The 23,777-nt window shown below is 53.2% G+C and carries 26 protein-coding genes; 14 read left to right on the top strand and 12 right to left on the bottom strand.

Annotation, left to right across the window (positions count from 1 at the left end):
* The first annotated feature begins 1 nt into the window (after position 1).
* Positions 2-1,159: a thiamine phosphate synthase gene (gene thiE, locus K365_RS27050; protein ID WP_084489705.1), complete on the top strand. Its 1,158-nt coding sequence runs from the start codon at positions 2-4 to the stop codon at positions 1,157-1,159.
* Positions 1,160-1,198: 39 nt separating this feature from the next.
* Here the strand turns inward: thiE and K365_RS0101305 are convergent, their stop codons facing one another.
* Positions 1,199-2,050, bottom strand: coding sequence for an epoxyqueuosine reductase (locus K365_RS0101305; protein ID WP_024333204.1), 852 nt, complete (start codon positions 2,048-2,050; stop codon positions 1,199-1,201).
* Positions 2,051-2,252: 202 nt separating this feature from the next.
* Between K365_RS0101305 and K365_RS0101300 the strand changes: the two genes are divergently transcribed.
* Complete coding sequence (locus K365_RS0101300; RefSeq protein ID WP_024333203.1) at positions 2,253-3,728, top strand: efflux transporter outer membrane subunit; 1,476 nt, start codon at positions 2,253-2,255, stop codon at positions 3,726-3,728.
* 152 nt (positions 3,729-3,880) lie between these two features.
* Positions 3,881-4,600 carry a thioredoxin-dependent peroxiredoxin gene (prxU, locus tag K365_RS27045; protein WP_084489704.1) on the top strand — a complete coding sequence of 240 codons (720 nt, stop codon included), beginning with the start codon at positions 3,881-3,883 and terminating at the stop codon, positions 4,598-4,600.
* A gap of 51 nt (positions 4,601-4,651) precedes the next feature.
* Here prxU and K365_RS29015 read toward each other — a convergent pair whose 3' ends face one another.
* Positions 4,652-4,786, bottom strand: coding sequence for a hypothetical protein (locus tag K365_RS29015; RefSeq protein ID WP_281167748.1), 135 nt, complete (start codon positions 4,784-4,786; stop codon positions 4,652-4,654).
* Between the two features lie 150 nt (positions 4,787-4,936).
* Here K365_RS29015 and cfa point away from each other — a divergent pair, with 150 nt between their 5' ends.
* Together cfa and K365_RS0101270 are read left to right on the top strand one after the other, a co-directional pair.
* Positions 4,937-6,058, top strand: coding sequence for a cyclopropane fatty acyl phospholipid synthase (gene cfa / locus K365_RS0101275; RefSeq protein ID WP_006967959.1), 1,122 nt, complete (start codon positions 4,937-4,939; stop codon positions 6,056-6,058).
* Between the two features lie 8 nt (positions 6,059-6,066).
* Complete coding sequence (locus tag K365_RS0101270) at positions 6,067-7,044, top strand: NAD(P)/FAD-dependent oxidoreductase (protein ID WP_024333201.1); 978 nt, start codon at positions 6,067-6,069, stop codon at positions 7,042-7,044.
* On the opposite strand, the gene K365_RS0101265 is transcribed toward K365_RS0101270, so the two are convergent.
* Genes K365_RS0101265 through K365_RS0101255 form a run of 3 tightly spaced genes read right to left on the bottom strand, consistent with a single transcriptional unit; the run spans position 7,041 to position 10,619 of the window.
* Positions 7,041-7,376 carry a 4Fe-4S dicluster domain-containing protein gene (locus tag K365_RS0101265; protein WP_006967961.1) on the bottom strand — a complete coding sequence of 112 codons (336 nt, stop codon included), beginning with the start codon at positions 7,374-7,376 and terminating at the stop codon, positions 7,041-7,043. The genes K365_RS0101270 and K365_RS0101265 overlap by 4 nt on opposite strands.
* A gap of 5 nt (positions 7,377-7,381) precedes the next feature.
* Positions 7,382-9,820 (bottom strand): molybdopterin-dependent oxidoreductase, encoded by a 2,439-nt coding sequence (locus K365_RS0101260; RefSeq protein ID WP_024333200.1) that lies wholly within the window; start codon positions 9,818-9,820, stop codon positions 7,382-7,384.
* Positions 9,821-9,836: 16 nt separating this feature from the next.
* Positions 9,837-10,619, bottom strand: coding sequence for an IclR family transcriptional regulator (locus K365_RS0101255; RefSeq protein WP_006967963.1), 783 nt, complete (start codon positions 10,617-10,619; stop codon positions 9,837-9,839).
* 183 nt (positions 10,620-10,802) lie between these two features.
* Here K365_RS0101255 and K365_RS0101250 point away from each other — a divergent pair, with 183 nt between their 5' ends.
* The 4 genes from K365_RS0101250 (at position 10,803) to K365_RS0101235 (ending at position 14,364) form a co-directional block, all read left to right on the top strand.
* Entirely contained in the window at positions 10,803-11,426 is a 624-nt protein-coding gene (locus tag K365_RS0101250; protein ID WP_024333199.1) for a class I SAM-dependent methyltransferase, read from the top strand.
* A gap of 61 nt (positions 11,427-11,487) precedes the next feature.
* Positions 11,488-11,790: a helix-turn-helix transcriptional regulator gene (locus K365_RS0101245; RefSeq protein ID WP_024333198.1), complete on the top strand. Its 303-nt coding sequence runs from the start codon at positions 11,488-11,490 to the stop codon at positions 11,788-11,790.
* Positions 11,791-13,008, top strand: a complete 1,218-nt coding sequence (locus K365_RS0101240) for a type II toxin-antitoxin system HipA family toxin (protein ID WP_024333197.1) — start codon at positions 11,791-11,793, stop codon at positions 13,006-13,008.
* Between the two features lie 75 nt (positions 13,009-13,083).
* On the top strand, positions 13,084-14,364 hold the full coding sequence (locus K365_RS0101235; RefSeq protein WP_024333196.1) for an O-acetylhomoserine aminocarboxypropyltransferase/cysteine synthase family protein: 1,281 nt from the start codon (positions 13,084-13,086) through the stop codon (positions 14,362-14,364).
* Positions 14,365-14,376: 12 nt separating this feature from the next.
* On the opposite strand, the gene K365_RS0101230 is transcribed toward K365_RS0101235, so the two are convergent.
* Positions 14,377-14,997: a LysE family translocator gene (locus tag K365_RS0101230; protein WP_006967968.1), complete on the bottom strand. Its 621-nt coding sequence runs from the start codon at positions 14,995-14,997 to the stop codon at positions 14,377-14,379.
* Complete coding sequence (locus tag K365_RS0101225; protein ID WP_024333194.1) at positions 14,994-15,854, bottom strand: ribonuclease H-like domain-containing protein; 861 nt, start codon at positions 15,852-15,854, stop codon at positions 14,994-14,996. The genes K365_RS0101230 and K365_RS0101225 overlap by 4 nt, the downstream gene beginning before the upstream one ends.
* A 179-nt stretch (positions 15,855-16,033) precedes the next feature.
* On the opposite strand from K365_RS0101225, the gene K365_RS0101220 reads away from it, so the two are divergent.
* Positions 16,034-17,416 (top strand): ATP-binding protein, encoded by a 1,383-nt coding sequence (locus K365_RS0101220; RefSeq protein WP_024333193.1) that lies wholly within the window; start codon positions 16,034-16,036, stop codon positions 17,414-17,416.
* A 63-nt stretch (positions 17,417-17,479) separates the two neighbouring features.
* On the opposite strand, the gene K365_RS29565 is transcribed toward K365_RS0101220, so the two are convergent.
* Entirely contained in the window at positions 17,480-18,439 is a 960-nt protein-coding gene (locus K365_RS29565; protein ID WP_006967971.1) for a YecA family protein, read from the bottom strand.
* 234 nt (positions 18,440-18,673) lie between these two features.
* On the bottom strand, positions 18,674-20,086 hold the full coding sequence (locus tag K365_RS0101210) for a CBS domain-containing protein (RefSeq protein ID WP_435050808.1): 1,413 nt from the start codon (positions 20,084-20,086) through the stop codon (positions 18,674-18,676).
* Between the two features lie 201 nt (positions 20,087-20,287).
* On the opposite strand from K365_RS0101210, the gene K365_RS0101205 reads away from it, so the two are divergent.
* Together K365_RS0101205 and K365_RS0101200 are read left to right on the top strand one after the other, a co-directional pair.
* Positions 20,288-20,530: a DUF6364 family protein gene (locus K365_RS0101205; RefSeq protein WP_006967973.1), complete on the top strand. Its 243-nt coding sequence runs from the start codon at positions 20,288-20,290 to the stop codon at positions 20,528-20,530.
* Entirely contained in the window at positions 20,527-20,958 is a 432-nt protein-coding gene (locus tag K365_RS0101200; RefSeq protein WP_006967974.1) for a PIN domain-containing protein, read from the top strand. Before K365_RS0101205 ends, K365_RS0101200 begins: the two co-directional genes overlap by 4 nt.
* A gap of 46 nt (positions 20,959-21,004) precedes the next feature.
* Here the strand turns inward: K365_RS0101200 and K365_RS0101195 are convergent, their stop codons facing one another.
* Together K365_RS0101195 and K365_RS0101190 are read right to left on the bottom strand one after the other, a co-directional pair.
* On the bottom strand, positions 21,005-21,256 hold the full coding sequence (locus K365_RS0101195; RefSeq protein ID WP_006967975.1) for a DUF2442 domain-containing protein: 252 nt from the start codon (positions 21,254-21,256) through the stop codon (positions 21,005-21,007).
* A gap of 3 nt (positions 21,257-21,259) precedes the next feature.
* Positions 21,260-21,559, bottom strand: coding sequence for a DUF4160 domain-containing protein (locus tag K365_RS0101190; RefSeq protein ID WP_236609998.1), 300 nt, complete (start codon positions 21,557-21,559; stop codon positions 21,260-21,262).
* A gap of 67 nt (positions 21,560-21,626) precedes the next feature.
* On the opposite strand from K365_RS0101190, the gene K365_RS0101185 reads away from it, so the two are divergent.
* Positions 21,627-21,947, top strand: a complete 321-nt coding sequence (locus K365_RS0101185; protein ID WP_024333190.1) for a hypothetical protein — start codon at positions 21,627-21,629, stop codon at positions 21,945-21,947.
* Positions 21,948-22,025: 78 nt separating this feature from the next.
* Here the strand turns inward: K365_RS0101185 and K365_RS0101180 are convergent, their stop codons facing one another.
* A complete protein-coding gene (locus tag K365_RS0101180; protein WP_006967977.1) occupies positions 22,026-22,562 on the bottom strand; it encodes a gamma carbonic anhydrase family protein in 537 nt (178 codons plus the stop codon).
* Between the two features lie 338 nt (positions 22,563-22,900).
* Between K365_RS0101180 and K365_RS0101175 the strand changes: the two genes are divergently transcribed.
* Entirely contained in the window at positions 22,901-23,746 is an 846-nt protein-coding gene (locus tag K365_RS0101175; RefSeq protein ID WP_024333189.1) for a nitroreductase family protein, read from the top strand.
* Positions 23,747-23,777 lie beyond the last annotated feature (31 nt).

The following is a 23,777-nucleotide window of genomic DNA, read 5'->3' as shown; positions in this document are numbered from 1 at the left end:
AATGAAAATCGGTATTGCAGGCGTTGGCGGCATCGGCTCCAATGTGGCCCGGCACCTGGCCCAGGCCGGAATGCCGCATCTGAAGGTGGTGGATTTTGATGGGGTGGCCCCGGACAACCTGAACCGCCAGTTTTACTCAATGAATCAGGTGGGCTGCCCCAAAGTGGACAGCCTGAAACAGAATCTGCAAAACATCCATCCGGCCATTCGCGTGGAAACCCTGAACCTCAGGCTGGGACCGGACAACATGGCCCGGATCTTCTCGGACTGCGATGGGGTGGTGGAAGGGCTGGATGATCCGGGTACCAAAAAACAGTTGATGGAAGCACTGGCGGATGCGGGAATTCCCGTGGTATCAGCCTCGGGTATAGCCGGACAGGACATGGACTGCATTGCTGTCCGGACCATGGGCAACTGCCATATTGTGGGGGACTTTTCCACGGATATCGCCCATGCCCTGCTGTTTCCGCCCAAGATTGCCATGATCGCGGCCCGAATGGCCCAGATCGTTTTAAAATTGAAACAAACCATTTTCCCCAAAGGTATTTACGGCATCCTGGGAGAGGCTTTTTCTTTGGGCCGGTCCAATGTGACCATGGCAGAGCTGCTGGTGGACAACGGCATCGATATTCTTCAGTACCGGGAAAAACCCGGAACAAAAGACCGGAAAACCATGCTGGAAGAATGTGAAAAAATCCGGAAGATCACGGCAGATGCCCATGTGCCGTTTATCATCAACGATTTTCTGGATATTGCCATGATCATCGGCGCGGACGGGGTCCACATGGGACAGACCGATCTGCCCGTGACGGCGGTGAAGCAGCTGGCGCCACAGCTTTTGGTGGGCTGCTCCACCCATTCCCCGGCCCAGGCGGCACAGGCGATGGCGGACGGGGCCGATTACATCGGGGTGGGGCCCTTGTTTGCCACCCAAACCAAAGAAGATGTATGCGAAGCCGTGGGTCTTGAATACCTGGAATATGTTTCAGCAAATTTAGACATCCCGTTTGTGGCTATCGGCGGGATCAAACGGCACAACCTGGCTGACGTGGTGTCCAAAGGCGCGAAAACCGTGTGCCTGGTCACAGAGATTATCAGCGCCCGGGATATCGGAAAACGGATGCAGGAGATCCGGCAGGTCATGCAACGCGTTTCATGACCCCTGTCCGCAGCCGTTCAGGCAGTGACATAGAACAGATCAGAGTCCGGTACCCGCTGGGATCCCCCGGACATCGGATCTGCCAACCTTTGCACCGGAAACAGACGGGGCTTTGAGGCTGCAGGGAAGCAGCACCTGACATTTGGCGCACACATGGGTGGAAGGATCCATGTCTTTGAACGTATCCAGGACGGCCAGGTTCTCTTTGAGCCGTTCCCAGCATTTTTTCCGGTCAATGCCGGTTTCCGGGGACACGGCCCCCACGGGACAGCGATTCACGCACATGAGACACGCCTGCCCGTTTTTATGCAGGCAGAGTTCCTTGTTTTGCACCACCGGGCTGTCGCCGAGATCTGCATCCGTGACCAGGCTTCCCAGGCGCCCGGTACACCCGGCCGGGGTAATGAGCTGGGCGTTCACCCCGAACCGTCCCAGCCCGGCAAGATATCCCAGGTGTTTGTGGGACCAGCGCGCCATCAGTTTTTCATGGTCAAAATTATGGGTGGCAGGCACCAAGGCACAGGCATATCCCCGGTCCTCCAGAAACTGCTGGAGACGTTCACATAAGCGGTTGATCAACGTATTGGTGGTCTGATAAGCCAGGCCCCAGTTCCGGCACGGCCTGTCGCCGTCATGGTTTTCTTTGGCCAGGGCTTTGTTGAACGGCACAAAAAACACGATCACACTACGGCCGCCGGGCAGCAGTTCTTCAGGAAAGGCATGATCCGGGGCCGCAATTTCCGGCAGAACCTCAAACCGGTCATCCGCCTTTGCAAAGGCGGCCAAAGGCTTTCGCCAATAATCCGGTACCTGGTGTGTTTTTGAATAATCCTGAACATAGGTTTCAATCATTTTTCTGATATCATCCGGTGTGATCGAATCCGGCATCATCTTTCCACCTCTCATCTGGTTTTCATTGGATATGTAAAATACGACAAACAACGTATTAAAAGCAAAATGTTTTTTTCAGATATGATTTACCCGGGCATGAATTGGTATTTTAAGTTGACAAAGACAAACGGCCTGTCCTATATGCAGCTGAGAGCAAAAAAACTTATGACCGCGCAAATCATTGATCAAACCGGGGTATTGGATGAAACAGCACACCGTCTTTTTTCCACAGAAAATCCTTTCCATTCTTTGCCGCCTGATTGTCATCTCCGTGCTTCTGGCAGGCTGCAACACGGCTGTGGGACCTGAATATCAGTCTCCTTCCCCGCAGTTGCCCGAAACCTGGCAGATCACTGAAACGGCAGACAATCTATCTTCGTTCGAGCCCACCGCCCTGTTTGATGAATGGTGGCGCGTATTTGATGATCCGGACCTGACCCGGCTGGTGGCGGATGTGAAAGAACAGAACCGGGACCTGGCCGCGGCAACGGCCCGGCTGGACAGTTATGCCGCCGCCTATGGCGTGGCCCGGTCCGGACTGATGCCCATGATCAACGCCCAGGGCGGCATCAGCCGGGAGCGGGAATCCGAACGGGTCCGCAATCCCGCCAACCAGTCCATTGCCGGGAATCCCACCTGGATGTACCAGGCCGGTTTTGTCATGTCCTGGGAAATCGATGTGTGGCACAAAATCCGCCGGAGCATGGAAGCGGCCCGGGGGGAGTGGGACGCATCCATCCAAGACCGCCGCAATCTCATGGTGCTGCTCCAGGCCCAGGCCGCCTCCGAATATATCCTGCTGCGCACGGCCCAGCAGCGGTACGAATTTGCCCAGAAAAACGTGACCCTTCAGAAAGAAACCCTGGAACTGGTTCAGGACCGGTTTGATGCCGGGTTGACCGGTGAACTGGACGTGCACCAGGCGAAAATGAACCTGGCCTCCACAAGGGCCCGGCTGCCGGCCCTTAAAACCCAGCAGACCGAAGCCTTGAACGCGCTCAGCCTGCTGACAGGGCGCCTGCCCGGTGAACTCAACCAGTTGCTGGCCCCGAAATGGATTCCCATGGCGTCTGCGCTGCCTGAAATGCTGCCGGCGGAACTGGTGCGCAACCGCCCGGATATCCGGGCTGCTGAACGTCTGCTGGCGGCCCAGACCGCCAGAATCGGCGTGGCCAACGCGGATTTTTACCCGGCTTTGACCCTGGACGGCCTGTTTTCCCTGGTGTCCACGGATTCCGGGGAGTTCTTTTCGTCTGCCGCGCAAAAATACAGTATCGGCCCCTCTTTCACCTGGCCGGTCTTCACCGGCGGGTTGATCAAAAGCCGGGTTCAGATGGAACAAGCCGCCACAAAGGCCGCCCTGGCCCGGTATGAACAAACCGTGCTCACGGCGTTCCGGGAGTGCGAAGACGCTTTGGCCGCCTATATCAATGAAGGCGACACACTGACCGCGCTGAACCAGGCCGTCGCATCCACCCAAAAGTCGGTGGAACTGTCCCAGTCCCTGTATATCACAGGTCTTGTCAATTTTCAGAACGTCCTGGACATGCAGCGCCAGCTCGCATCTTTTCAGGACCAGCTGGCCCAGTCCATGGGTCAGTCCGCTGTCGGACTGGTGGCTGTTTACAAAGCATTCGGCGGCGGATGGGAACCTGAAACAGATCGTCTGACGCCATAATTTTTGTATTCCCCGCCATTTGAAGCGATAAATTTTCAGGGATTGCCCGTTTTCATTTGACAAAAAATAGGATCTTATCCTATCTTGATTTTGACATTAACAACTTCGGATATAGAAGTCCTGATGTCCAACAATCAAGTAAGGAGGTACATATGGCAGAAAAACCTGCTGTGGGATGCAAACGTCCTTCAGCCAAAATTCAGAAACCGCCTGAAGAAACCACTCCACCTGAAACCGTTACAGAAAAAAAGGAATACGCCATGATTCAGATCGGACAGAAAGCACCGGATTTCGCTGCACCCGCCTATTACAACAATGACTTCACAACCATTCAACTGTCGGATTACCTGGGAAAATGGGTGGTCCTGTGCTTTTATCCCGGTGATTTCACCTTTGTCTGAGCCACGGAAATCTCGGCGGTCGCCGAGAAAAATGCAGAATTCGAAAAATTGGGTGTCCAGGTGCTGTCCGTGAGTGTGGACAGCATGTTTGTCCACAAAATGTGGGTGGACAAGGAACTGTCCAAAATGGTCACGGCCAAGACCGTGCCGTTCCCCATGCTGTCGGATGGCGGCGGCAGTATCGGCAGAATCTACGGGGTATATGACCAAGAAGAAGGCGTGGACATCCGGGGCCGTTTTTTGATCGATCCGGATGGTGTTGTTCAGGCCTATGAAATGGTGGCCCCGCCCGTGGGACGCAATATTCCCGAAACCCTGCGCCAGATTCAGGCATTCCAGCTGGTCCGGGAAGGCAAAGGCACCAAAGCGACCCCGTCCGGGTGGCAACCGGGTAAAACCGTTCTGGAACCCGGACCCGACCTGGTGGGCAATGTCTGGAAAGTGTGGACGGTCGACAAAGCGTTTGATTGATATTGAATCTGCCACAGGTACCTTAAAGGTCCCTGTGGCAGACAAAAATGGTTATACCACCTCACCCCCGCTGTTCATCCACGCGGACACGGGAGAGCCTTCCATATAACAGATCTCCGCCCCGGTGCGGGATTTGAGTTCCTGTTTTCCGCTGACATGGTCCGCATGAATATGGGTGATTTCCATGCCGTTTTTGCGCGCCGGATCCCACAGGAGCGGTCAGGCCAAAGATTTGATTTTTTCCAAGAAACTGTTTGAAAATCCGGCTGGATTCGCTATAAACCAGCTACATGCTTCTTTGCGCAAACCAGACAAGGAATTACATGGAGGAACACAATGAAGTTGGGACAGGCCAGAGAATTATTTTCAGAGATGATGAATCATGCCGGCATCCGAGTGAATGGGGACCGGCCGTTTGATATCCGGATCAAAAACGATCAATTTTTCCAGCGGGTGACGTCATCCCCGGCTTTGGGTCTGGGTGAGTCTTATATGGATGGCTGGTGGGATTGTCCGGCACCGGATCAGTTCATTGAAAAAGTGCTTCGGGCCAATCTTCTCAAACAGATCAAACAGGACCGGATCACGGCCTGGAACGCCCTGATGGCAAAGATTTTCAATCTCCAGACCATTAAACGGGCATTTACCGTGGGCAAACAGCATTATGATATCGGCAATGATCTGTATCAAATGATGCTGGGCAAACGGATGCAGTATACCTGCGGGTACTGGAAAGACGCCCGGAACCTGGACGAGGCCCAGGAGGCCAAACTGGAAATGATCTGCCGGAAACTGGCACTGGCACCGGGAATGAATGTTCTGGAACTCGGGTGCGGGTTCGGCGGATTTGCCCGGTATGCGGCTGAAAAATATCAGGTGTCCGTGACCGGGTTCACCGTGTCGAAAAAACAGGCGGAATTCGGCCGGGAATACTGCAAAGACCTGCCCGTGGATATCCGGCTGGATGATTACCGCAATGCCAGAGGCACTTATGACCGCATCCTGTCCATCGGCCTGATGGAGCATGTGGGATTTAAAAACTACCGGACCTATATGGAACTGACCCGCAACCTGCTTAAAAAAGACGGCATCGCGTTCGTGCATACCATCGGCGGAAATATCACCACCCGGATCTGCAATCCCTGGACGGCCAAATACATTTTTCCCAATTCCGTGCTGCCGTCCATTTCCGAACTGGGAAGAGCCATGGAAGGGCTGTTTGTCCTGGAAGACTGCCACAATTTCGGGGAAGATTATGACAAAACCCTGATGGCCTGGTATGACAACTTCAAGGCGGCCTGGCCCAAGCTCAAAAACCGGTATGACGACCGGTTTTTTCGGATGTGGGAATATTACCTGCTCAGTTCCGCCGGCGGGTTCCGGGCACGGTCCATGCAGCTGTGGCAGATGGTGCTGACCCGGCCCGGCCGGCCGAAACCAGACTGCCGGATCTCGTGAGGCCGGCCATGATTCAGACGGATGTGATCATTGTGGGCGGGGGCCCGGCCGGATCCGCCTGTGCGGCCCGTCTCAAAAAAACCGGAATGGATGTCAGGATACTGGACAAACAAAGGTTTCCCAGGAAAAAACTGTGTGCCGGATGGATCTCACCCGGGGTGTTTGATGACCTGGGATACGACCCTGATACCTATCCCCACGCCTTGACCCGGATCCACGGGATTCACTTTCACCTGTTTCAGGTTCCTTTGCCCGTGCGAACGCACCAGTATGCAATCCGGCGCATCGAGTTCGACCACTGGCTGCTCCAGAAGGCCGGGGTGCCCGTGCACACCCATGCCGTAAAAAAAATTCAAAGAATCCGGTCCGGGTATGTCATCGATGACCAGTTTGAATGCCGGTACCTGGTCGGGGCCGGCGGCACCCATTGCCCGGTGCGGCGCACTTTTATGGAACCTGTGCCGTCCCGTCCGGAAACCGCCCGCATCGCCGCCGTGGAAAAAGAGTTTCAAGGCTTTCAACGGGTCCGGAAGTGTCATATCTGGTATCTGGAAAAAGGCCTGCCCGGATATGCGTGGTACCTGCCCAAAAAAGGCGGGTGGATCAACATCGGCATCGGCGGCAAACAGCACGGCCTGACCGCCCGGAAAACCACCATCATGGATCACTGGCGCACATTTGTGGCCCGCCTGATGGATAAAGGCTTTCTGGACCAATCCCCGGGCAATCCCTCCGGGCATACCTATTATCTGCGGCATACACCTTATCACCGGCAAACTTTGGAAAACAGCATGCCGGACAATCTGTTTGTCATCGGCGATGCTGCCGGCCTGTCCACCCTGGACATGGGGGAAGGCATCCATGCGGCCGTCCAGAGCGGCATTGCCGCGGCTGACGCCATTATTGCCGGCCGTCCCATGCAGGTGAGCCACATCTCCCGGTTCAGCCTGCCGGGCCTGGTGAAGTCCGGATTCCGTTCCGCTTAACCTTTGGTCCAGAGGATCGCTTTGCGTTTCTCCGGAATCTGCTGTTGCAGATCTTCGAGTTTTCCAAAAGTCAGGATGTTGGCCATGCAGTGTTTGACACATGCGGGCGCCATGCCCTGCTTCACCCGGCCCGCACAAAACACGCACGCCCGGGTGAAGGTGGGAATATAGGTGATAAACAGCTGGTCATTGGGCAGCCGGTGGATGAATTCCTGGACTTCCACTCCGCCGGCCCGCCCCGCCGGTCGATGGTATTCCTGCTTGCAGGCCACTTCGCAGCTTTTGCACCCCGTGCAGTATTCATAATCGATGAGCATTGCATATTCTGACATGATTCTTATCCTTTCGCCTTGTATACCCGGCACAGCATGCTTTTAATGGGCGCGCCCAGCCCGCCTTTGCCTTCATTGGACATGGGAATGAGCTGGTTGACGTTGACATCCCACACCCCGAACAAAGAAGGTTCTGCCCCTTGTTTTTCCGGAAACCACCACCCATGCTCGGCCATGACCACATCCGGATGGATGATGGGGGTGGTCATGGCCGTGACCGTGATTTTTCCCAGCCAGTTTTCCACGCACACTTTTTCCCCGTTATGGATGCCCAGTTTTTCCGCGGTATCGGGATGGATTTCCAGCACGGGCTCTTTCTGCTGTTCTCTGAGCCAGGGAATCTGCCGGTGTTCCGAATGGAAAAAAGGCCCCATCCGCCGGCCCGTGCACAGAATCAAGGGATATTTTTTGAAAAGATCCGGGGTGCTGACCGGGCTGTAGGGCGGTTCTTCATGGTATGGCATGGGGGCAAGTTCCCATTTTTCCAGCCATGAAGAATACAGTTCCACTTTTCCGGAAGGGGTTCTGAATCCGGGTTTGCCGTCCGGCCGCAGCAGTCCTTTTTCATGCCGGGAATAGGGTTTGCTGGGATGGCCGTCCGGCGGCATGATCCAGGTTTTTTCCTGCAAATCCTTATAGGTCATGCCCGAGGACGCCAGCAGGCTGTCAAACAGATCATGGACCGATTCATAGGGAAAATCCTTCATGAACCGCTTGGAAAGCTCCAGGTTGATCTCGATATCCGACTTGCATTCCCCCACAGCCACGGTTTTCTTGATGGCCTGGAGCGGGACCCACCAGGCTTTAAGGGAATCTTTTTCCAGGAAACTGGCCGCGGGCAGGATCACGTCGCACAGCATGGCCGTCGGCGTCATGAAAAGATCTACGCACACGGTGAAATCCAGTTTTTTGATGGCATCCCGCCATTTGCCGGGTTCCATGCCCGTGCAGGCAATGGGGTTGGCCGTCTGGATCCACATGCCCTTGATCGCATAGGGATCGCCGGAAAAGATCTGTTCCAGCACTTTGTCCGGCTGGGCCCAGGCCCTGAAATCCTTGATAGGACCGTAGTCGTTCATGCCGATGCGCTTTTTGGCCACCTCTTCGGGCAGACTTAAAATCGCGCCCCCGGAATGGTAGGGATAGGTCACCACATCACAGGCATACCGGGCAATGGCATTGCCGCCGGGGATATCCAGGTTCCCGGTCATGCACCACAGATGGTTGATGGCCTGGGACGTGGGAATGGTGGAGGGAATGGTGTCAATGGGAAGCCCCCAGTGCAGGGCGGACGGCGCGCTTTTCGCATACATCCGGGCCCCTTGAACGATTTTGTCCGCCGGCACCCAGGTGATTTCCGACACTTTTTCAGGGGTGTAATCCGCCGCGTTTTCCTCATACCGGGTCCAGACGGTTTTAACGGTTGCCAAAGATCCGTCCGCCAGGGTCACACTGAACGCACCCGTCAAAGACGGCGCTGTGTCCGGCTTTTTATAAGACTGATCGTTGGAATCCCACACCACAAAGTCGCCCGAGGCGGCATCATGCACCACGAAATTCTCATCTGATCCGCCGGACCGGATATGGCTTTCCCGCAGCAGTAAAGGTCCTGCATCCTTTTCCATGACCAGGAACGGGGCATTGGTCCATTTTTCCACAAACGCCTGATCCCAGAGGTTTTCCTTCAAGATCACGTGGATAAACCCCAGGGCCAGGGCCGCATCCGTGCCCGGCCGCAGCTGGAGCCACAATTTGGCCCGGGACGCGATCCAGGTGCACCGGGGATCGATCACCATCAGCTGGGTGCCTCGTTTCATCAGATCCACATACCAGTGTCCAAAAAATCCGTCCGGACAGGTGGCCGGCAGGTTCTGGCCCCAGATGGTCACGGTTTCCGGGATCTTGTATTTTGGATCATCATACCGTTTTTCATGCCACTGGGACGCGTCCACCACGGCAAAATCCCCCTGGGTGATGGACATCATCATCAGCCGGGGGGTATAGCAGGAGATCCCGGAAAGCCCGAACATCCAGTTGGGACTGCCATAGGCATAGGCCAGCATGGAGATCCACCCCCCGATATCCCGGCCCGTGCCCTGGTGGAAGATCACGGATTCAGGCCCGTGATCTTCCCGGATTTTTTTCATTTTTTCTTCGATCAGGTCAAAGGCCTCGTCCCAGGAAATGGGCGTGAACTTTCCCTCCCCTTTTTTCCCCACCCGTTTCAAAGGGGTTTTCAGGCGATCCGGGTGATACATGTACTGGGTCATGGACAGGCACCGGGAACACAAGCGGCCCTGGTTCCAGGGATGGTCCGGGTCCCCTTCCACTTTAATGACCTTGTTGTCCTTGACATGGACCAGGACCCCGCATCCGCCGTGACATCCCGGTCCCGGCGACCACGTGGTGGTTTTAATAATCTTAACCCCATCTTTCCGGCTCATAACTCCTCCTTGGTTTTTATATGGATGCACCGGCCTGGCGGGAGATCCACCGGCCCATGGCCGCGACCTTTTCTCCCATGGCCGGAATTTCATCTTGTCCAAACATCCCCGCAAGCACCACCCCGGCAAAAACAGTATTCTTGTGATCGAACACCGGGGCTGCCACGGCACGGATCCCGGGCGTCATGGATTCATTGTCCACGGCATACCCGTTTTCCCGGCACCGGACAAATTCCGCTTCCAGCCGGGCCCGGTCCGCCCGGGTGTTTTCCCCGTAAAAATGCAGGGGCTGTGATGTCAGAATCTTTTCTCTGGTTTCATCATCCATGGCCGCCACAATGGCCTTGCCATGGGCCCCGTGGGTGATGTGAAAACACTGGTTCTGGCGAATGGTCAAAGACACCATTGCATTGCCGTCATATTTCCCGACCACGTAAAACCGGTCGTTTGAAACAATGCCCAGCAGCACTGTGCCGGCGGTTTCATCAGCCAGGGCCTGGAGATGGCCCCTGGCTGCCGCATGGATATCCAGGTTGTCAATCGCCCTGGCTCCCAAGGGAATCACGGCAGGCCCCAGTGAATACGTCTTGCTGATTTCATCCCGGACGACAAACCCGTATTCACTCAATGAATTCAATATGGAATACCCTTTGCTTTTGTGAATGCCGACGGCCTCACAGATCCGGGTCAGGGTCATGTCCGTTCCCGGTTGGCTGCCCAGGTACAAAAGGAGCTGGGCCGCCTGACTCACCGCCGGGGACAAAGGCCGGGCAGGCGTGATTCTCTTTTTTTGATCCATCAGGCGTTCCTTTTTCGAAAACGATCCTTTTTATTCTATATACAGAATTAGATTCTTTATATAGAATAAATACCCGGGCCATGTCAAGATGAATCATACTTAAAATCTCGACCGGGATTCTCAATCTTGTCTTGTTTGTTCCCCGTGTGATACACTGGGTATCAACAAAGGAAACCCATAGACGTGCCTGACACCACGATCACATACTATACCACCCACGTCAAAGACCTGGTTAAGCGCTATGAATCCGCGGATGTGCCGGATCTGCACGCGCTTCTGGCGGACAGCTTTCCCCACGGCGCCCGGCTCCTGGAACTGGGATGCGGATCGGGCAGGGATGCCGCGTTCATGCTGGAAAACGGATTTGATATCACGGCATCGGACGGGGTTCAGGAGATGATCGATGCGGCGGCCGCCTGCCACCCGGTCCTTGACGGCCGCCTGCACCGCATCCGGCTGCCCGAGGATTTGACCCCGGCTTTGGGCGTTTTTGACGGGGTGTATGCCGTGGCCACCCTTATGCACCTGACCCGGCCGGACATTCAGGAGGTCTTTTCCAGGGTCCACCGGATCCTTGTTCCCGGCGGCCGCCTGTTTTTTTCCGTGCCCCTGCACAGAGACGATGTGGCGGCCGATGAATTCGATGCCCAAGGCCGCCGGTTCACCCCCCTGACCCATGCCGAGTGGACCGGCCTCTGCCGCCGGGCCGGGTTTGAGATCCTCACATCCACCCCCACATCCGACGGGCTGGGCCGGAAAACCTTTGCCTGGCTCAACTGCCTGGCCGTGACGGACAGAAAAAAATAATTTTAAAAATATCAAAAAATATAATTTGTATTAACCATAAAATTAAAGCATAATACAAACTATGATTGATGATATAGAAAAAACCGCCTTAAAAAATCTGGGCCAGCGATTGAAAACCGCCCGGCTGGCGCGTAATGATTCCCAAAAAGAATTTGCCTGGCGGATAGGGGTCTCCATTCCCACCCTGCAAAACATGGAGCAGGGCAAACCCACAGTAGCCATCGGCACCTGGATAAAAGCCCTGAACATGCTTGACAGGCTCGATGATCTGAACCGTTTGCTGGCCCCTGAAGAATCGTTGTTCGCCCAACACGAGCAGATCAAACAACTTTCCGGCCGGCAACGTGCCAGGAGGAAAAAATAATTGCTTCATCTGGATGTCATCCTTATTTTTCCAACCCGTTTGAAAATAAAATGCGGCGAAATCATTACGGGAACGCCTGATCCCAACGGCAGAATCAAGGGAGCATTCCGTTATACCCCTGAATATTTGCAGCATCCGGATGCATTTCCGCTGGACCCTGTCAACCTGCCGCTGAATCCAAAAGAGTTCTTATCCAATCGACCCCAGGGGGTTCACGGGGTGTTCGAAGATGCCCTGCCCGATGACTGGGGCAGGAAAATTCTGGCCCGCAAAGCGAATCTCACCCTTCGGGAACAGACAGAACCCCGATTTCTGGAAGCGCTTGGAAACAATGGAATGGGGGCGTTATGCTTTGAAACCGGCCATCCAGTCAAGGCACAGGATCCCAGTGCCGATATTGTGACCCTGGACAAACTGCTTGAACTGGCATTGAAATATGATGCCGGCGAATATCTGAACGATCAGGAATTCGCCGTATTGGCATTATGCGGCAGCTCTCCCGGTGGCGCCCGCCCGAAATCACTGGTTCGAGACAAAGACAATACCCTGTGGCTTGCAAAATTCCCCAGACACAACGATCCCGTTCATGTCGAACCCATAGAAGCTGCCACACTGGCACTTGCCCGGAATGCAGGCTTGAACATACCTGAATTTAAACTGATCCCTGTGGGTTCCCGCAACACGTTACTGGTAAAACGATTCGATGTAGCAGACACCGGCGGCAGATATCATATGATCAGCATGAAAACACTGTTGAACGCCTCATATTATGCCTGGTACACGGATATTTTCAAGGCAGTGAAAAAATACAGTACTCAGCCGTCGATCGATATTCCGGCGCTGTTCCGGCAAATGGTGTTCAACGCCGCCATCGGCAATACGGATGATCATCTGAAAAATTTCAGCATGCTTCACAAAGAAACCGGGTTGTGCCTGTCTCCCGCCTATGACCTGCTGCCTGATATCCATGGAAAACGATCCCATTCATTGTCATTTCCCGAAGGCGCTGGAGAATTCGCGCCTGACAGATCTCCATTTCTGAGATTTGGCGCAACTCTGAACATCAAAAATCCGGATCACATCATCGATTCGATGATCCGGGAAGTATCCGCCTGGCAGGATATTTTTAAAGAATATGAAGTACCAGATCCAGATATTCAGAAACTTGCCGGGGACATCAATTACCGACTGGCGCAATTAAATAAGAGAAACAGGTGATCTGCACAGCAAAAAATGCCATAATGCCCTTTGATAAACATTTAGCCCAAAAATTCATGACGAAAGGACTGCCCCATGACCCACAAATTCAACACCCTGGCCCTTCATGCCGGCATTCACACGGATGACACCCTGTCCCGGGGGGTGCCGGTCCACCGCACCACGGCTTACCTGTTCAAGGACACGGCCCACGCTGCTGACCTGTTTGCCTTAAAAAAACTGGGCAACATCTATTCCCGTCTCCAGAACCCCACCCAGGATGTGCTGGAAAAACGGGTGGCGGCCCTGGAAAACGGGGCCGCGGCCCTGGCAGTGGCCTCGGGCACGGCCGCGATTTTCTACACCATCATCAATATCTGCGGCCACGGGGATGAGGTGGTGTCCACGGCCAACCTGTACGGCGGCACCATCACCATGTTCTCCCACATGCTGCCGGAAATGGGTATCAAAGTGCACTATGTCCATCCGGACAAAAAAGACGACATCGAACAGGCCATCACCCCGGCCACGAGATTGTTGTTCTGCGAAACCATCGGCAACCCGTCCCTGGACGTGGTGAACATCCGGAAAATGGCGGACATCGCCGACAAACACCATCTTCCCCTGGCCGTGGATTCCACATTCACAACGCCGTATCTGATCCGGCCCATTGAACACGGGGCCCACATCGTGATCCATTCCCTCACCAAATGGATGGGGGGCCACGGCACGGCCCTGGGCGGCATTGCCGTGGACAGCGGCACCTTTGACTGGACCGATGCCAGATTCCGGCTGTACAATGATCCGGACCCCTCCTACCACGATCTGCGGTTTGCCCATGATCTGGGGGATTTAAACCCGCTGGCGTTCATCCTGCGGATGCGGGTGGGACCGCTGCGGAATTTAGGGGCCTGCATCAGCCCGGACAATGCCTGGATATTTTTGCAGGGCATCGAAACGTTGGGACTGCGCATGAAACAGCATTGTGAAAACGCTCAGGCCGTGGCAAAATTCCTTTCGGATCACCCGGCCGTGGCCTGGGTAAGATACCCGGGACTGCCCAGCGATCCTTCCCATGACACGGCCACATCCCAGTTTGAAAACGGGTTTGGCGGCATGGTGGTGTTCGGGCTCAAATCCGGCCGAAAAGGCGGGGAAACATTCATCAACAGCTTGCACCTGTTCTCCCACCTGGCCAATGTGGGAGATGCCAAAAGCCTGGCCATCCATCCGGGTTCCACCACCCATTCCCAGCTCACGGATGCGGAACTCATCGAAGCCGGGGTCACCCCGGACATGGTGCGGCTGTCCATCGGCATCGAGGACATTGACGACATCCTGGCGGACCTGGACCAGGCCATTATAGCAGCCCGATGAGGCCGGTTCCGGCTATTTTTTACTGACCGCCAGTATCCCGCCGGCACAAAACAGAATCACGGCCGTGACCCGGTTCTGGACCCGGGCCAGGTTCCGCCGGCGCAGCCATTTAAACACCCTTGCACCGAACAGGGCATAGGCCATGGCGCTGCTACCCTGGATGACAAAAAAACTGGCCGCCAGAACCAGAAAATGGGCCGTGTAATGATCCGGGTGGATAAACTGGGGAAACAGCACCGTGAACACCAGCACGGACTTGGGGTTGGACATGCCCGTGGCAAATCCTAAGGAAAACTGCTTGACCGGGGAGACAGGCAGGCCCGTGTGGGTCATTTCCATATCCCGGATGGACTGCCGCCAGTTTTTGATCCCCAGCAGGACCAGGTAGAAGACACCCACCCACTTGATGGTGTTGAATACCACCGTGGAGTTCTGAACAATCACCCCGAGCCCCAGGTACACCACCACCATCTGGACCATATAGGCGGCCGACCCGCCGAAAATACCCGGCAGGGTCCGGTAAAACCCGTGCTTTACGCTGGAGGACATGGAAAACATGGTCATGGGCCCCGGCGTATAGGCAATGGCCGTCATCATCACAAAAAAGGTAAACCACGCGCTTAACGGCATCATCGATCCATATCCTGAAAAAAATTCACCTGAAACTTCTGCCGGATTCTCTCGATGGTTGACCGGTCCGGTTTAAACGGAATGTCCGGGATTCCGGGCATGGGCAGGGCATGGGTCCGGCTGAAAGGCGTATCTTTCAGTTTCATGTTGTAGGCCAGAACCATCAGGGTCTCCAGGTTCACCACATCCTCGATATTGTATGCCAACAGGGTTTCCAGGGCCTTGATATTGCCGGTCTGCTGAAACTCCCGCCACAACAGGACCGCAAAAAACCCGTCCACCCCGTCCAGATCCCCCCGGTCCAGGCCCAGGGCTTTTTCACACATCTTCAACCCGCCGCCGTATCCCAGGCTTTTCAGCACATACCGCAGATCGATATGCGCATGGGCCATTTCAATACCGAAATACTTCTCGATAAACGGCACATCAAAGGTTTTGCCGTTGTAGGTGACGATTACGTTGTACCGGCCGATATCCTCCATGAACGCATCCAGATTTTGTCCCTGGACATAATAGTTGATGGATTCCCCGTCATACAGGGCAATGGTGGTGATCTCGCTTCCGAACATATCCATGCCCGTGGTTTCGATATCCATGAATGCCGTGGTTTTCCTGAACTGCGGAAAAAACCGCCAGTGTTCCCCGGCCGGCAGATGATCTGCAAAATAGGCCGGGTTGTTTTTGTCCAAGTGCTCACAGGATTCCGCCATGCACGCGGCAATGCGCATCAGACTTCTGGCGGGAATATCACAGGCATCCGCCGAACCCACCTGGTGCCAGTCCAGCAGCCCCGCCGTCCACAACCGCTTTTCCGTGACCGCCCCGACCCCCGGTATATGAATAAATGAATTGATCAGCATGTCTCTCACCTTTCGCATTTCAAAATCAAAACGCAGTATAACAGATTGATTGCATCCGGCAATCATGTTCTTTCTATGGTTATTATCAAAGGAGGCGGCATGACACCCAGAAAATCATGCTATTGACAACACCCCCGTATTTTATTATTTTTTACATAAAAATATGGGGGTGTTTTATTATGATATATCGTTCGGCAGAAGCCCATCTTGAAACCTGGATCAACAAATCAAACCGGAAACCGCTGGTCATCAGAGGTGCCCGCCAGGTCGGAAAATCCACACTGGTAAGACAATTTGCCAAAAAACTGAAAAAAACCCTGATCGAAATCAATCTGGAACGGCACCTGTTTCTGGATGATATTTTCAAAACCCTTGACACAGATTCTGCTTTAAGAGAAATCGAAGCATTGAGCGGCATACCGGTTTCGACCCCCGGCGCTATCCTTTTCCTTGACGAAATTCAATCGACACCGCACGCGCTCCAGCTTCTGCGCTATCTGTATGAAGAAAAAAAAGAATTGCCCGTCATTGCCGCAGGATCACTCCTGGAATTCACCCTTGCGGACCATTCATTTTCAATGCCGGTCGGACGTATCGAATACATGCATCTGGGCCCCATGACGTTCACTGAGTTCCTCCGGGCTGCTGAGCCGGCCTTAACCCGATATGTAGAGGAATTTTCCATGACATCCTCCTTACCGGCGGCAGCCCATGAAAAACTCAAAAAAGCCCAGCGCAAATATGTGTTTACAGGCGGCATGCCGGAAGCCGTGCAGGCCTGGTGTGAAAGCGGCTCCCTCAAAGATGTGGGAGATGTTCACCGGTCCATCTCGGAAACGTATGAAGATGATTTTTCCAAATATGCCCAATCCCGCCAGCTGGTACTCATGCAGAGAGTCTTCAGAACCATCCCGAGAATTGTCGGAAATAAGGTAAAATACAGCAACATCTCCCGGGAGCACCCCTCCGGAAAAATAAAGGAGATCCTGGATCTTTTGTCAAAAGCAAAAATCTGCCACAGGGTGCATCACAGCCATTGTTCCGGTCTTCCATTGAACTCAGACATCAAAGACACGGTTTACAAATTGCTGTTCATGGATATCGGGCTGATGAATCATATCTGCGGCAATGACTGGACCTATCTGCAATCTTTTCCTGACCGTGATCTTGTCAATGAAGGCGCCATTGCCGAACAGTTCATCGGCCAGCACCTTTTGACAGCTCAGAAAAATTCACCATCCCTGCATTACTGGGTCAGACAGGCCAGAACAGCCAATGCAGAAATCGACTATGTCATTTCCCACGGCCCGTTGATCATCCCCATTGAAGTCAAATCGGGAAAAAGCGGATCATTGAAATCGCTGCAACAGTTTGCTACGAAAAAAAACATCTCCCTGGCTGTCAGGTTTGACCTGAATCCCCCGGGCCTCCAGAAAACCGCCCACGGGATCAGCACGGAAAACGGCATTGAAACGGCCGGCTTTTCCCTGCTTTCCCTGCCGTTATACCTGGTGGAAGCACTGCCGAAGGTGTTGGATGAAATCCGGGAACAAGCCCGATAAAGGGCTCAGCAAAATTGCCATGTACCGGCCAATATCCTCCATGAACGCAGACAGATTGTTTACTCAACGATGATCCCATTCATTTCGGATCTCTTTTTGCCACAAAACCGAATCTATTTTTTCCCTGGACAGGACACCGGATGTTTTCCCGGCGCTGGCTTTTCCAAAACAGCATTTTTTATATTTTTTCCCGCTGCCGCAGGGGCATGGGTCATTTCTGCCGACTTTTGATGATTGTGCCGGCTGTGCGGGTAAAAATTCCTTTTCCCGGCACTTCTGGTAGATGTATTTCAGTTTTTCATGCCTGATGCGAAGGGTCCTGTAAAAATCAGGATGTCTTTCTTCAATGGCTGAGCGGACAGCCGCCAGGGTTATTGAGCCAGGCAGGTCTTCATCCGTCTCCCAGCGCTTTTTGGTATATATCAGCTTCAAGGCGAAAGATGCTTCCGTCGCAGTTTCTGCTTCTGTTTCCGGCAGAATATCCATAACAGTATGTGTACATGAGCAGCCCGGCAGCAGGCAGAACTGGTCAAAAATCAAATATTCCCGGTCATTAATGGTAACACGCATCTGGTTTCCATAGGGCAGCACATCGTTGTACGCATACATCAATCCGTCCCGCTCCACGGCTTCGTAATCAAAAAAACCTTCAAAGCCTTCCAAATCTGCTGATTCACTGATTTTATTTTTGTACACCAAAAATTTTTTTTCCAGAAATGTAAAATCCTCGTCACCCAACTGCGACAAAAACAAATCAGCAAATGCTGAATCCTCCGGGTTTGCGGACCTGTCTGACGGAAACGTGTATTTTTTTTCAATCAGATCGATTTCAATTCTGCGGGAAGACAAAGGCGAATTCTGCCGGGTGTTGTCCTGAACCGGTGCCAGAATAACGTCCACTGTTCTGCAACTGCAAATCGGATTTTTGCATACTTCAAAAATACACCCATAGGTTTTCTGGATTCCATCCTCCAAAATGAGGGCAATATATTCTCCGGTCTCTTTATCCTGTTGAAACACCATATGTTGTCTGCCTCCAAAAAATTATATGAATTATCTTTCCAGCACGACCTGCTTTCCCCATCTTTACGCCTGGTGGAAGCACTGCCGGAACTGTCGAATGAACACCGGGTATCTCACCGTCTGTTTTACCCCCTATTCCAAAACAGTCAAGGCTATTTTGGAATAGGGGGTAAAATAGTCATATGCGTCACATCCATGATCATATCCTAAAGGACCTGAACGGGAAAATGGTATTCACCGTCTGTTTGATTCCGCGTCCTGGTACAGGTGCGTGGACAATACCTCATTGTGCCGCACCATGCCCAACAGTTTTTTGGGATCATTTTTGTCCACCACCACCAGCCAGGTGTTGCCGGAATGTTTCTTAAGGGCCGCCATGGCGGTTTCAATGGAGTCGTCCGGGGTCAGCTTCAGGGGGACGCGCGTGGCAATGTCCCCGGCCACCACGATATGCCGGAGACCGGGTTCAAAAAGGGTGTCCGCGATATCGGTATACTTGATCACCCCCACCAGTTCATTCTGCCTGTTGACCACGGGCAGCTGATCATAACGGGAATGCCCCAGTGCTTTCAGGACCTCGTCAAACGGGGTGTCATTGGGGATCGGTTCCACATTTCGCCGCATGATATGGGAGACGCAGATACCGGCCCGCTGGCCGGCGGCCCCGGAAAGGGCGATCCCAAAGGCATCTTTCACCTGGTGCACAGCCAGGCCCAGGCCTTCGGTGAACCCCACAGGACTCCGCAAGGCCATGAGATTGAGCACGGTCACCTCACCGGCATTCACCAGGGACCACCGTGTCAGAAAAGGTCCGGCCACCTCGAACACCACCACTGCCGCCAGCACCACCGTCTGGATGCTTTGCCCTGGGCCGGGCCAGGACCGGGCCAGGGTGCCGGCAAGCCCGATGGCCAGGCCTGCCTGGGCCAGCATAGCAGGCCCCAGCCATCTCTTCTGCACATGGGAGGCACCGGCGGCAAACGCCCCCAGGGTGCAGCCGAAATACTTGCCCCCACTCCGCAGCACCACATACGCCGCACCGATCCATCCCATGTGCACCAGGGATTCCAGGTGAAGTTCCGCCCCCGCCATAATGAAAAAAAACACATACAGCGGATAGTCAACCACTGACAGGTCTTTGATGGTCCGGTCCCTGAACGGAGACGCATTCACGGTGGCTACACCGGCGAAAAGCGTGGCCAGCATGGCAGACACCTCCAGAAACCCAGCCAGGCCCACACTGATGAACACGGCGGCCAGAACCAGAATCTGCCGGTCCACCTGGCGGGTCAGCCGCTGGTCCATCACGGCGGTCAAAACACCGATACCGATGCCCAGCCCCACGGGAACGGCCAACTGATACACTGTTTTTGAAACAGATCCTGCCGCATCGGGCAGCAGGTTGCCCAACAGGATAAAAACGACAATGGCCAGCAGGTTGTTGATGCCGATCAAGGGCAGGATGGTGTCTGTCAACGGACCCTCGGACTGACACTCCCGTATGACCATCTGGGTGGCGGCCGGTGCCGTGGTCACGGACATCACGGCCAGAAATCCGGCCACCAGAACGGACCGGCTCAGCAGATAGGTGCCCGCCCCCACCAGCAATGCCGTCAGCCCGATTTCAAAGGCGCTGACAACAAACAGCGCTGATATACTACCGTTCCCGGGGAAAAAACACCAGCCTGGTTTGCGAATTCCGGAAAAGTCATTCGGATCTGATACCCTCCCGGTCTTCAGGTTTTGGTTTGATTCGATTTTTTCATGACATTGTATTTGACAATGGATCTGATGCGACGTATATTAATAATAATATTATACGTCAAGCATACAATGAGGTGAAAATATATGAATACCAAACTCACACTCCGGCTTGAGGAAAACCTGATCAGAGCTGCTAAAAGACATGCCGGCACACTTGGCAAATCGGTTTCTCAAATGGTTGCTGATTATTTTTATCTGCTGGACACCCATTCTATGGATAACAAACAACCACTCACGCCCATCGTGGCATCGTTGAGAGGGTCCTTGAAGGAATCCGGTGTTGATGAAAAAACGTATAAAAGATATCTGGAAGACAAATATCTGTGAAAATTCTTTTTGATACCAATGTGGTTCTTGATGTCATGCTTGACCGGGAACCCTTTGCAGAACCGGCAAGCGAACTGATGTCTCTTGTTGAAAGCAAAAAAATATCAGGATTGCTGTGTGCCACAACAGTGACCACGATCCATTATCTATCCACCCGGGTGCTGGGATCAGCCAAAGCGCAGAATCAAATCAGGGATCTTACCATGCTTTTCGAAATCGCCGCTGTCAACAGAACCGTGATTGAAGACGCTCTTATTTCAAAATTTTCAGATTTTGAAGATGCTGTATTATATCAAGCCGCCCGCCATGCAGGAGCAAAAGCGATCGTTACAAGAGATTTAAAAGGATTTAAAGGATCTGAGCTGCCAATCTACAGCCCTGTTGAAATGCTTACAGCACTTCAGCTGTCAAATACCCGGGGTGACTGAAGCAGAAAAAATCATGCAGCAGGACAAAGATCTTCTCCGTGAGCTGTCAAACCGCTTCTGGCACACGTAGCTGCTCATACAAAAATTCAGGGGCAATGTCAGCACCGTTGTCCCAGAACAGCGTCTTAAATTCAGGATGAATCTGAAATTGGCAAAAAATGTCTTTATTTCTTAAGGGCTGAAACATCGGCCCTTGCAACACATCCTTCAGATCAACGGTTCCCGCTTTACCATCTGCAAAACGAATAAAAACGATATAATCTCGAACATATTTTGCGTCCACGACTTCAGGGATCATAGCTTACTCCAACGGCTTAATTTTCTTGGGATACTGGCCCGACTGAATTGCAGTCCAAGCCTCTAAGAGTTCATCCTGGTGCTGTTCATACCATTCTAAAACAAGCCGCATGGCTCTTTTCGGAAAAAAACCGCGCACCACGCCGGTCTGAATATCAACTGTGATCTGGTATTCTCCATATACTGCATGAAAATGGGGCGGTGCGTGATCCTGTGGGAATATACCAATCACAATTCCTAAAAATCGACAAAGTTCTGGCACATCATGACTCCGATGATACAAATTCACACCAAACTTAATCATAGGCTGTCATATACTGGGTGTTATGTCAATGAGCACATGGAAATATATGGGTGTCCTAAAGGAAAAAATGACCATTATGGAAACGCTGGAAAAAGCCATGAGCGACGATGTGTTGGGCAGTTTGTTCCCAAAAACATTGTGCAGAAAGTACCGATATGCCAGACAAATATTATTCAATGATGTGGTATTTCATGCGGGAGCGGTTGAAATGAAAAATGGGTTCGGCCGGGTTGACAGCTGGCGAAATATCCTTTCAAACAAGATCTGCGCCATGAGCCGGATGGAACCTAAAGATTATGCGGATATTCTCTATATTGCCGAAGACATATTGAAAGGCCGGGAAAACCGGATGAAGCATCTTTTCAAAAACAGCCCGGGCGGACAATAAGGAATTTCTGCTGCCGCCTCTTTGAAAGAACTGTCAGGCGGATGGACCCGGACAAAAGCCGCCGAATTCCAGGCATATTCACTTTATCTCATAAAAAGAGCCGGGGGACAAAAATGACCGCGCGCTTTCCAGATAGCTGTCTGACATGGCACGGATGCTTTCGGCAAGCTGTTCCGGATTGTCATAGGTCTTTTTCACCTTTCCGGGCGAACCGGTGACAAGGGAATGAGGCGGTATCACGGTGTTTTCCAGCACCACCGCACCGGCTGCGATGACCGAGCCTTCTCCGATCACTGCCTGGTTCATGATGACAGCACCCATGCCGACAAGGCAGCCGTCTCCAATGGTACATCCGTGGATCACACTTCTGTGGCCGATGGTGATGCCATGGCCGATGGTCAGGGGAATGCCTTCATCCGCGTGGCACATGCACAGATCCTGGATATTGGTTTTTTCGCCAATGGTGATCGCGTCCAGATCTCCCCGGATGACCGTCTGAAACCAGACGGAAGAATCTCTGCCGATGCGGACATTGCCGATGATCTGGGCCGAGGGGGCGACAAACACGGATGGGTGAATCCGGGGAGTATGGGCTTTAAACGCGTACAGTGGCATGGCGGTCCTTTTTTAATAACCATCATGGCCTGAAAGACCACAACAAAACATAATGATAAAAGCATCAGCGCCAAGTATCCGCTTAACACTTAACACTTAACACTTAACACTTCATAAAATATTATATCCGTTATCAAGAAAATAACAAGCCGGTTGAAGACCGAAAATTTTCCGTGACCTGTCAAACCGGTGAGCCGGACATATCTCTCCCTGTCTTGTCATTTCCAATCTTCATATGGTATGATTTATTCTGAATCCAGGAGAGAAGGAAACGCTGGAAAAAGCCATGAGCGACATGGACAACAATGAATTCTTCATCAACCCGGACTGGAGTAAAAATGACCCTGTTTACAATCGACCATGAAAAATGCGACAAAGACGGCATCTGCGCGTTAGAATGCCCGGCCCACATTATTGAAATGACAGACAACTGTCCGGTTCCCTCAGTGGGCGCCGAAGAGATCTGTATCCGGTGCGGCCATTGTGTGGCCGTGTGCCCCCGGGGAGCCTTTACCCTGAATTTTCTTTCCCCGGAAGAGTGCATGCCCGTCAAAAAGGAACTGGCCCTGGATGCCGCGCACACGGAGCATTTTTTGCGGTCCCGCAGGGCGGTCAGACGCTACCGGGACAAACCCGTTCCCAGGGATCTTTTTGAAAAAGCGCTGGGCATTGCCTGTTGTGCGCCCACAGGCAGCAACCGCCAGGAAGTTCAATGGCTGGTGATCGACAACAAAGACGATGTAAAAAAAATCGCGGCCCATGTGATTGAATGGATGCGGTATGTGGTAAAAACCCGCCCGGAACTTGCCTTGCCGTTGAACATGCAGACCCTGATCCAACACTGGGAACAAGGCAGTGACAGGATCTGCCGGGATGCCCCCCAGCTGGTGTTCGCCCATGCATCCAATGAATTCGGCAGCGCCGCCGCTGACTGCCATACGGCACTGGCCTACCTGGAACTGGCCCTGCCCGGATTTGGCCTGGGTTCCTGCTGGGCCGGATATGTCAACTATGCGGCAGGCCAGTGGCCGGCTCTTGCAGATTTTTTGTCTTTTTCTGAAAACCATTCCTGCCACGGAGTACTCATGGTCGGCTTTCCAAAATTCAAATATTTCCGTGCCCCCAAAAGGAACAATCCCGTTGTCCGGTATCATGGTGAACAGCATTTTCACAAAATATTTTGACTCTCCTGAAAATATAGGATAATTTTGTAAA

Origin of the sequence: Desulfotignum balticum DSM 7044 (assembly GCF_000421285.1) — a bacterium.
Lineage (GTDB): Bacteria > Desulfobacterota > Desulfobacteria > Desulfobacterales > Desulfobacteraceae > Desulfotignum > Desulfotignum balticum.
Note: the sequence above shows the minus strand (reverse complement) of the source record. Positions and strands in the feature narration are given on the sequence as shown.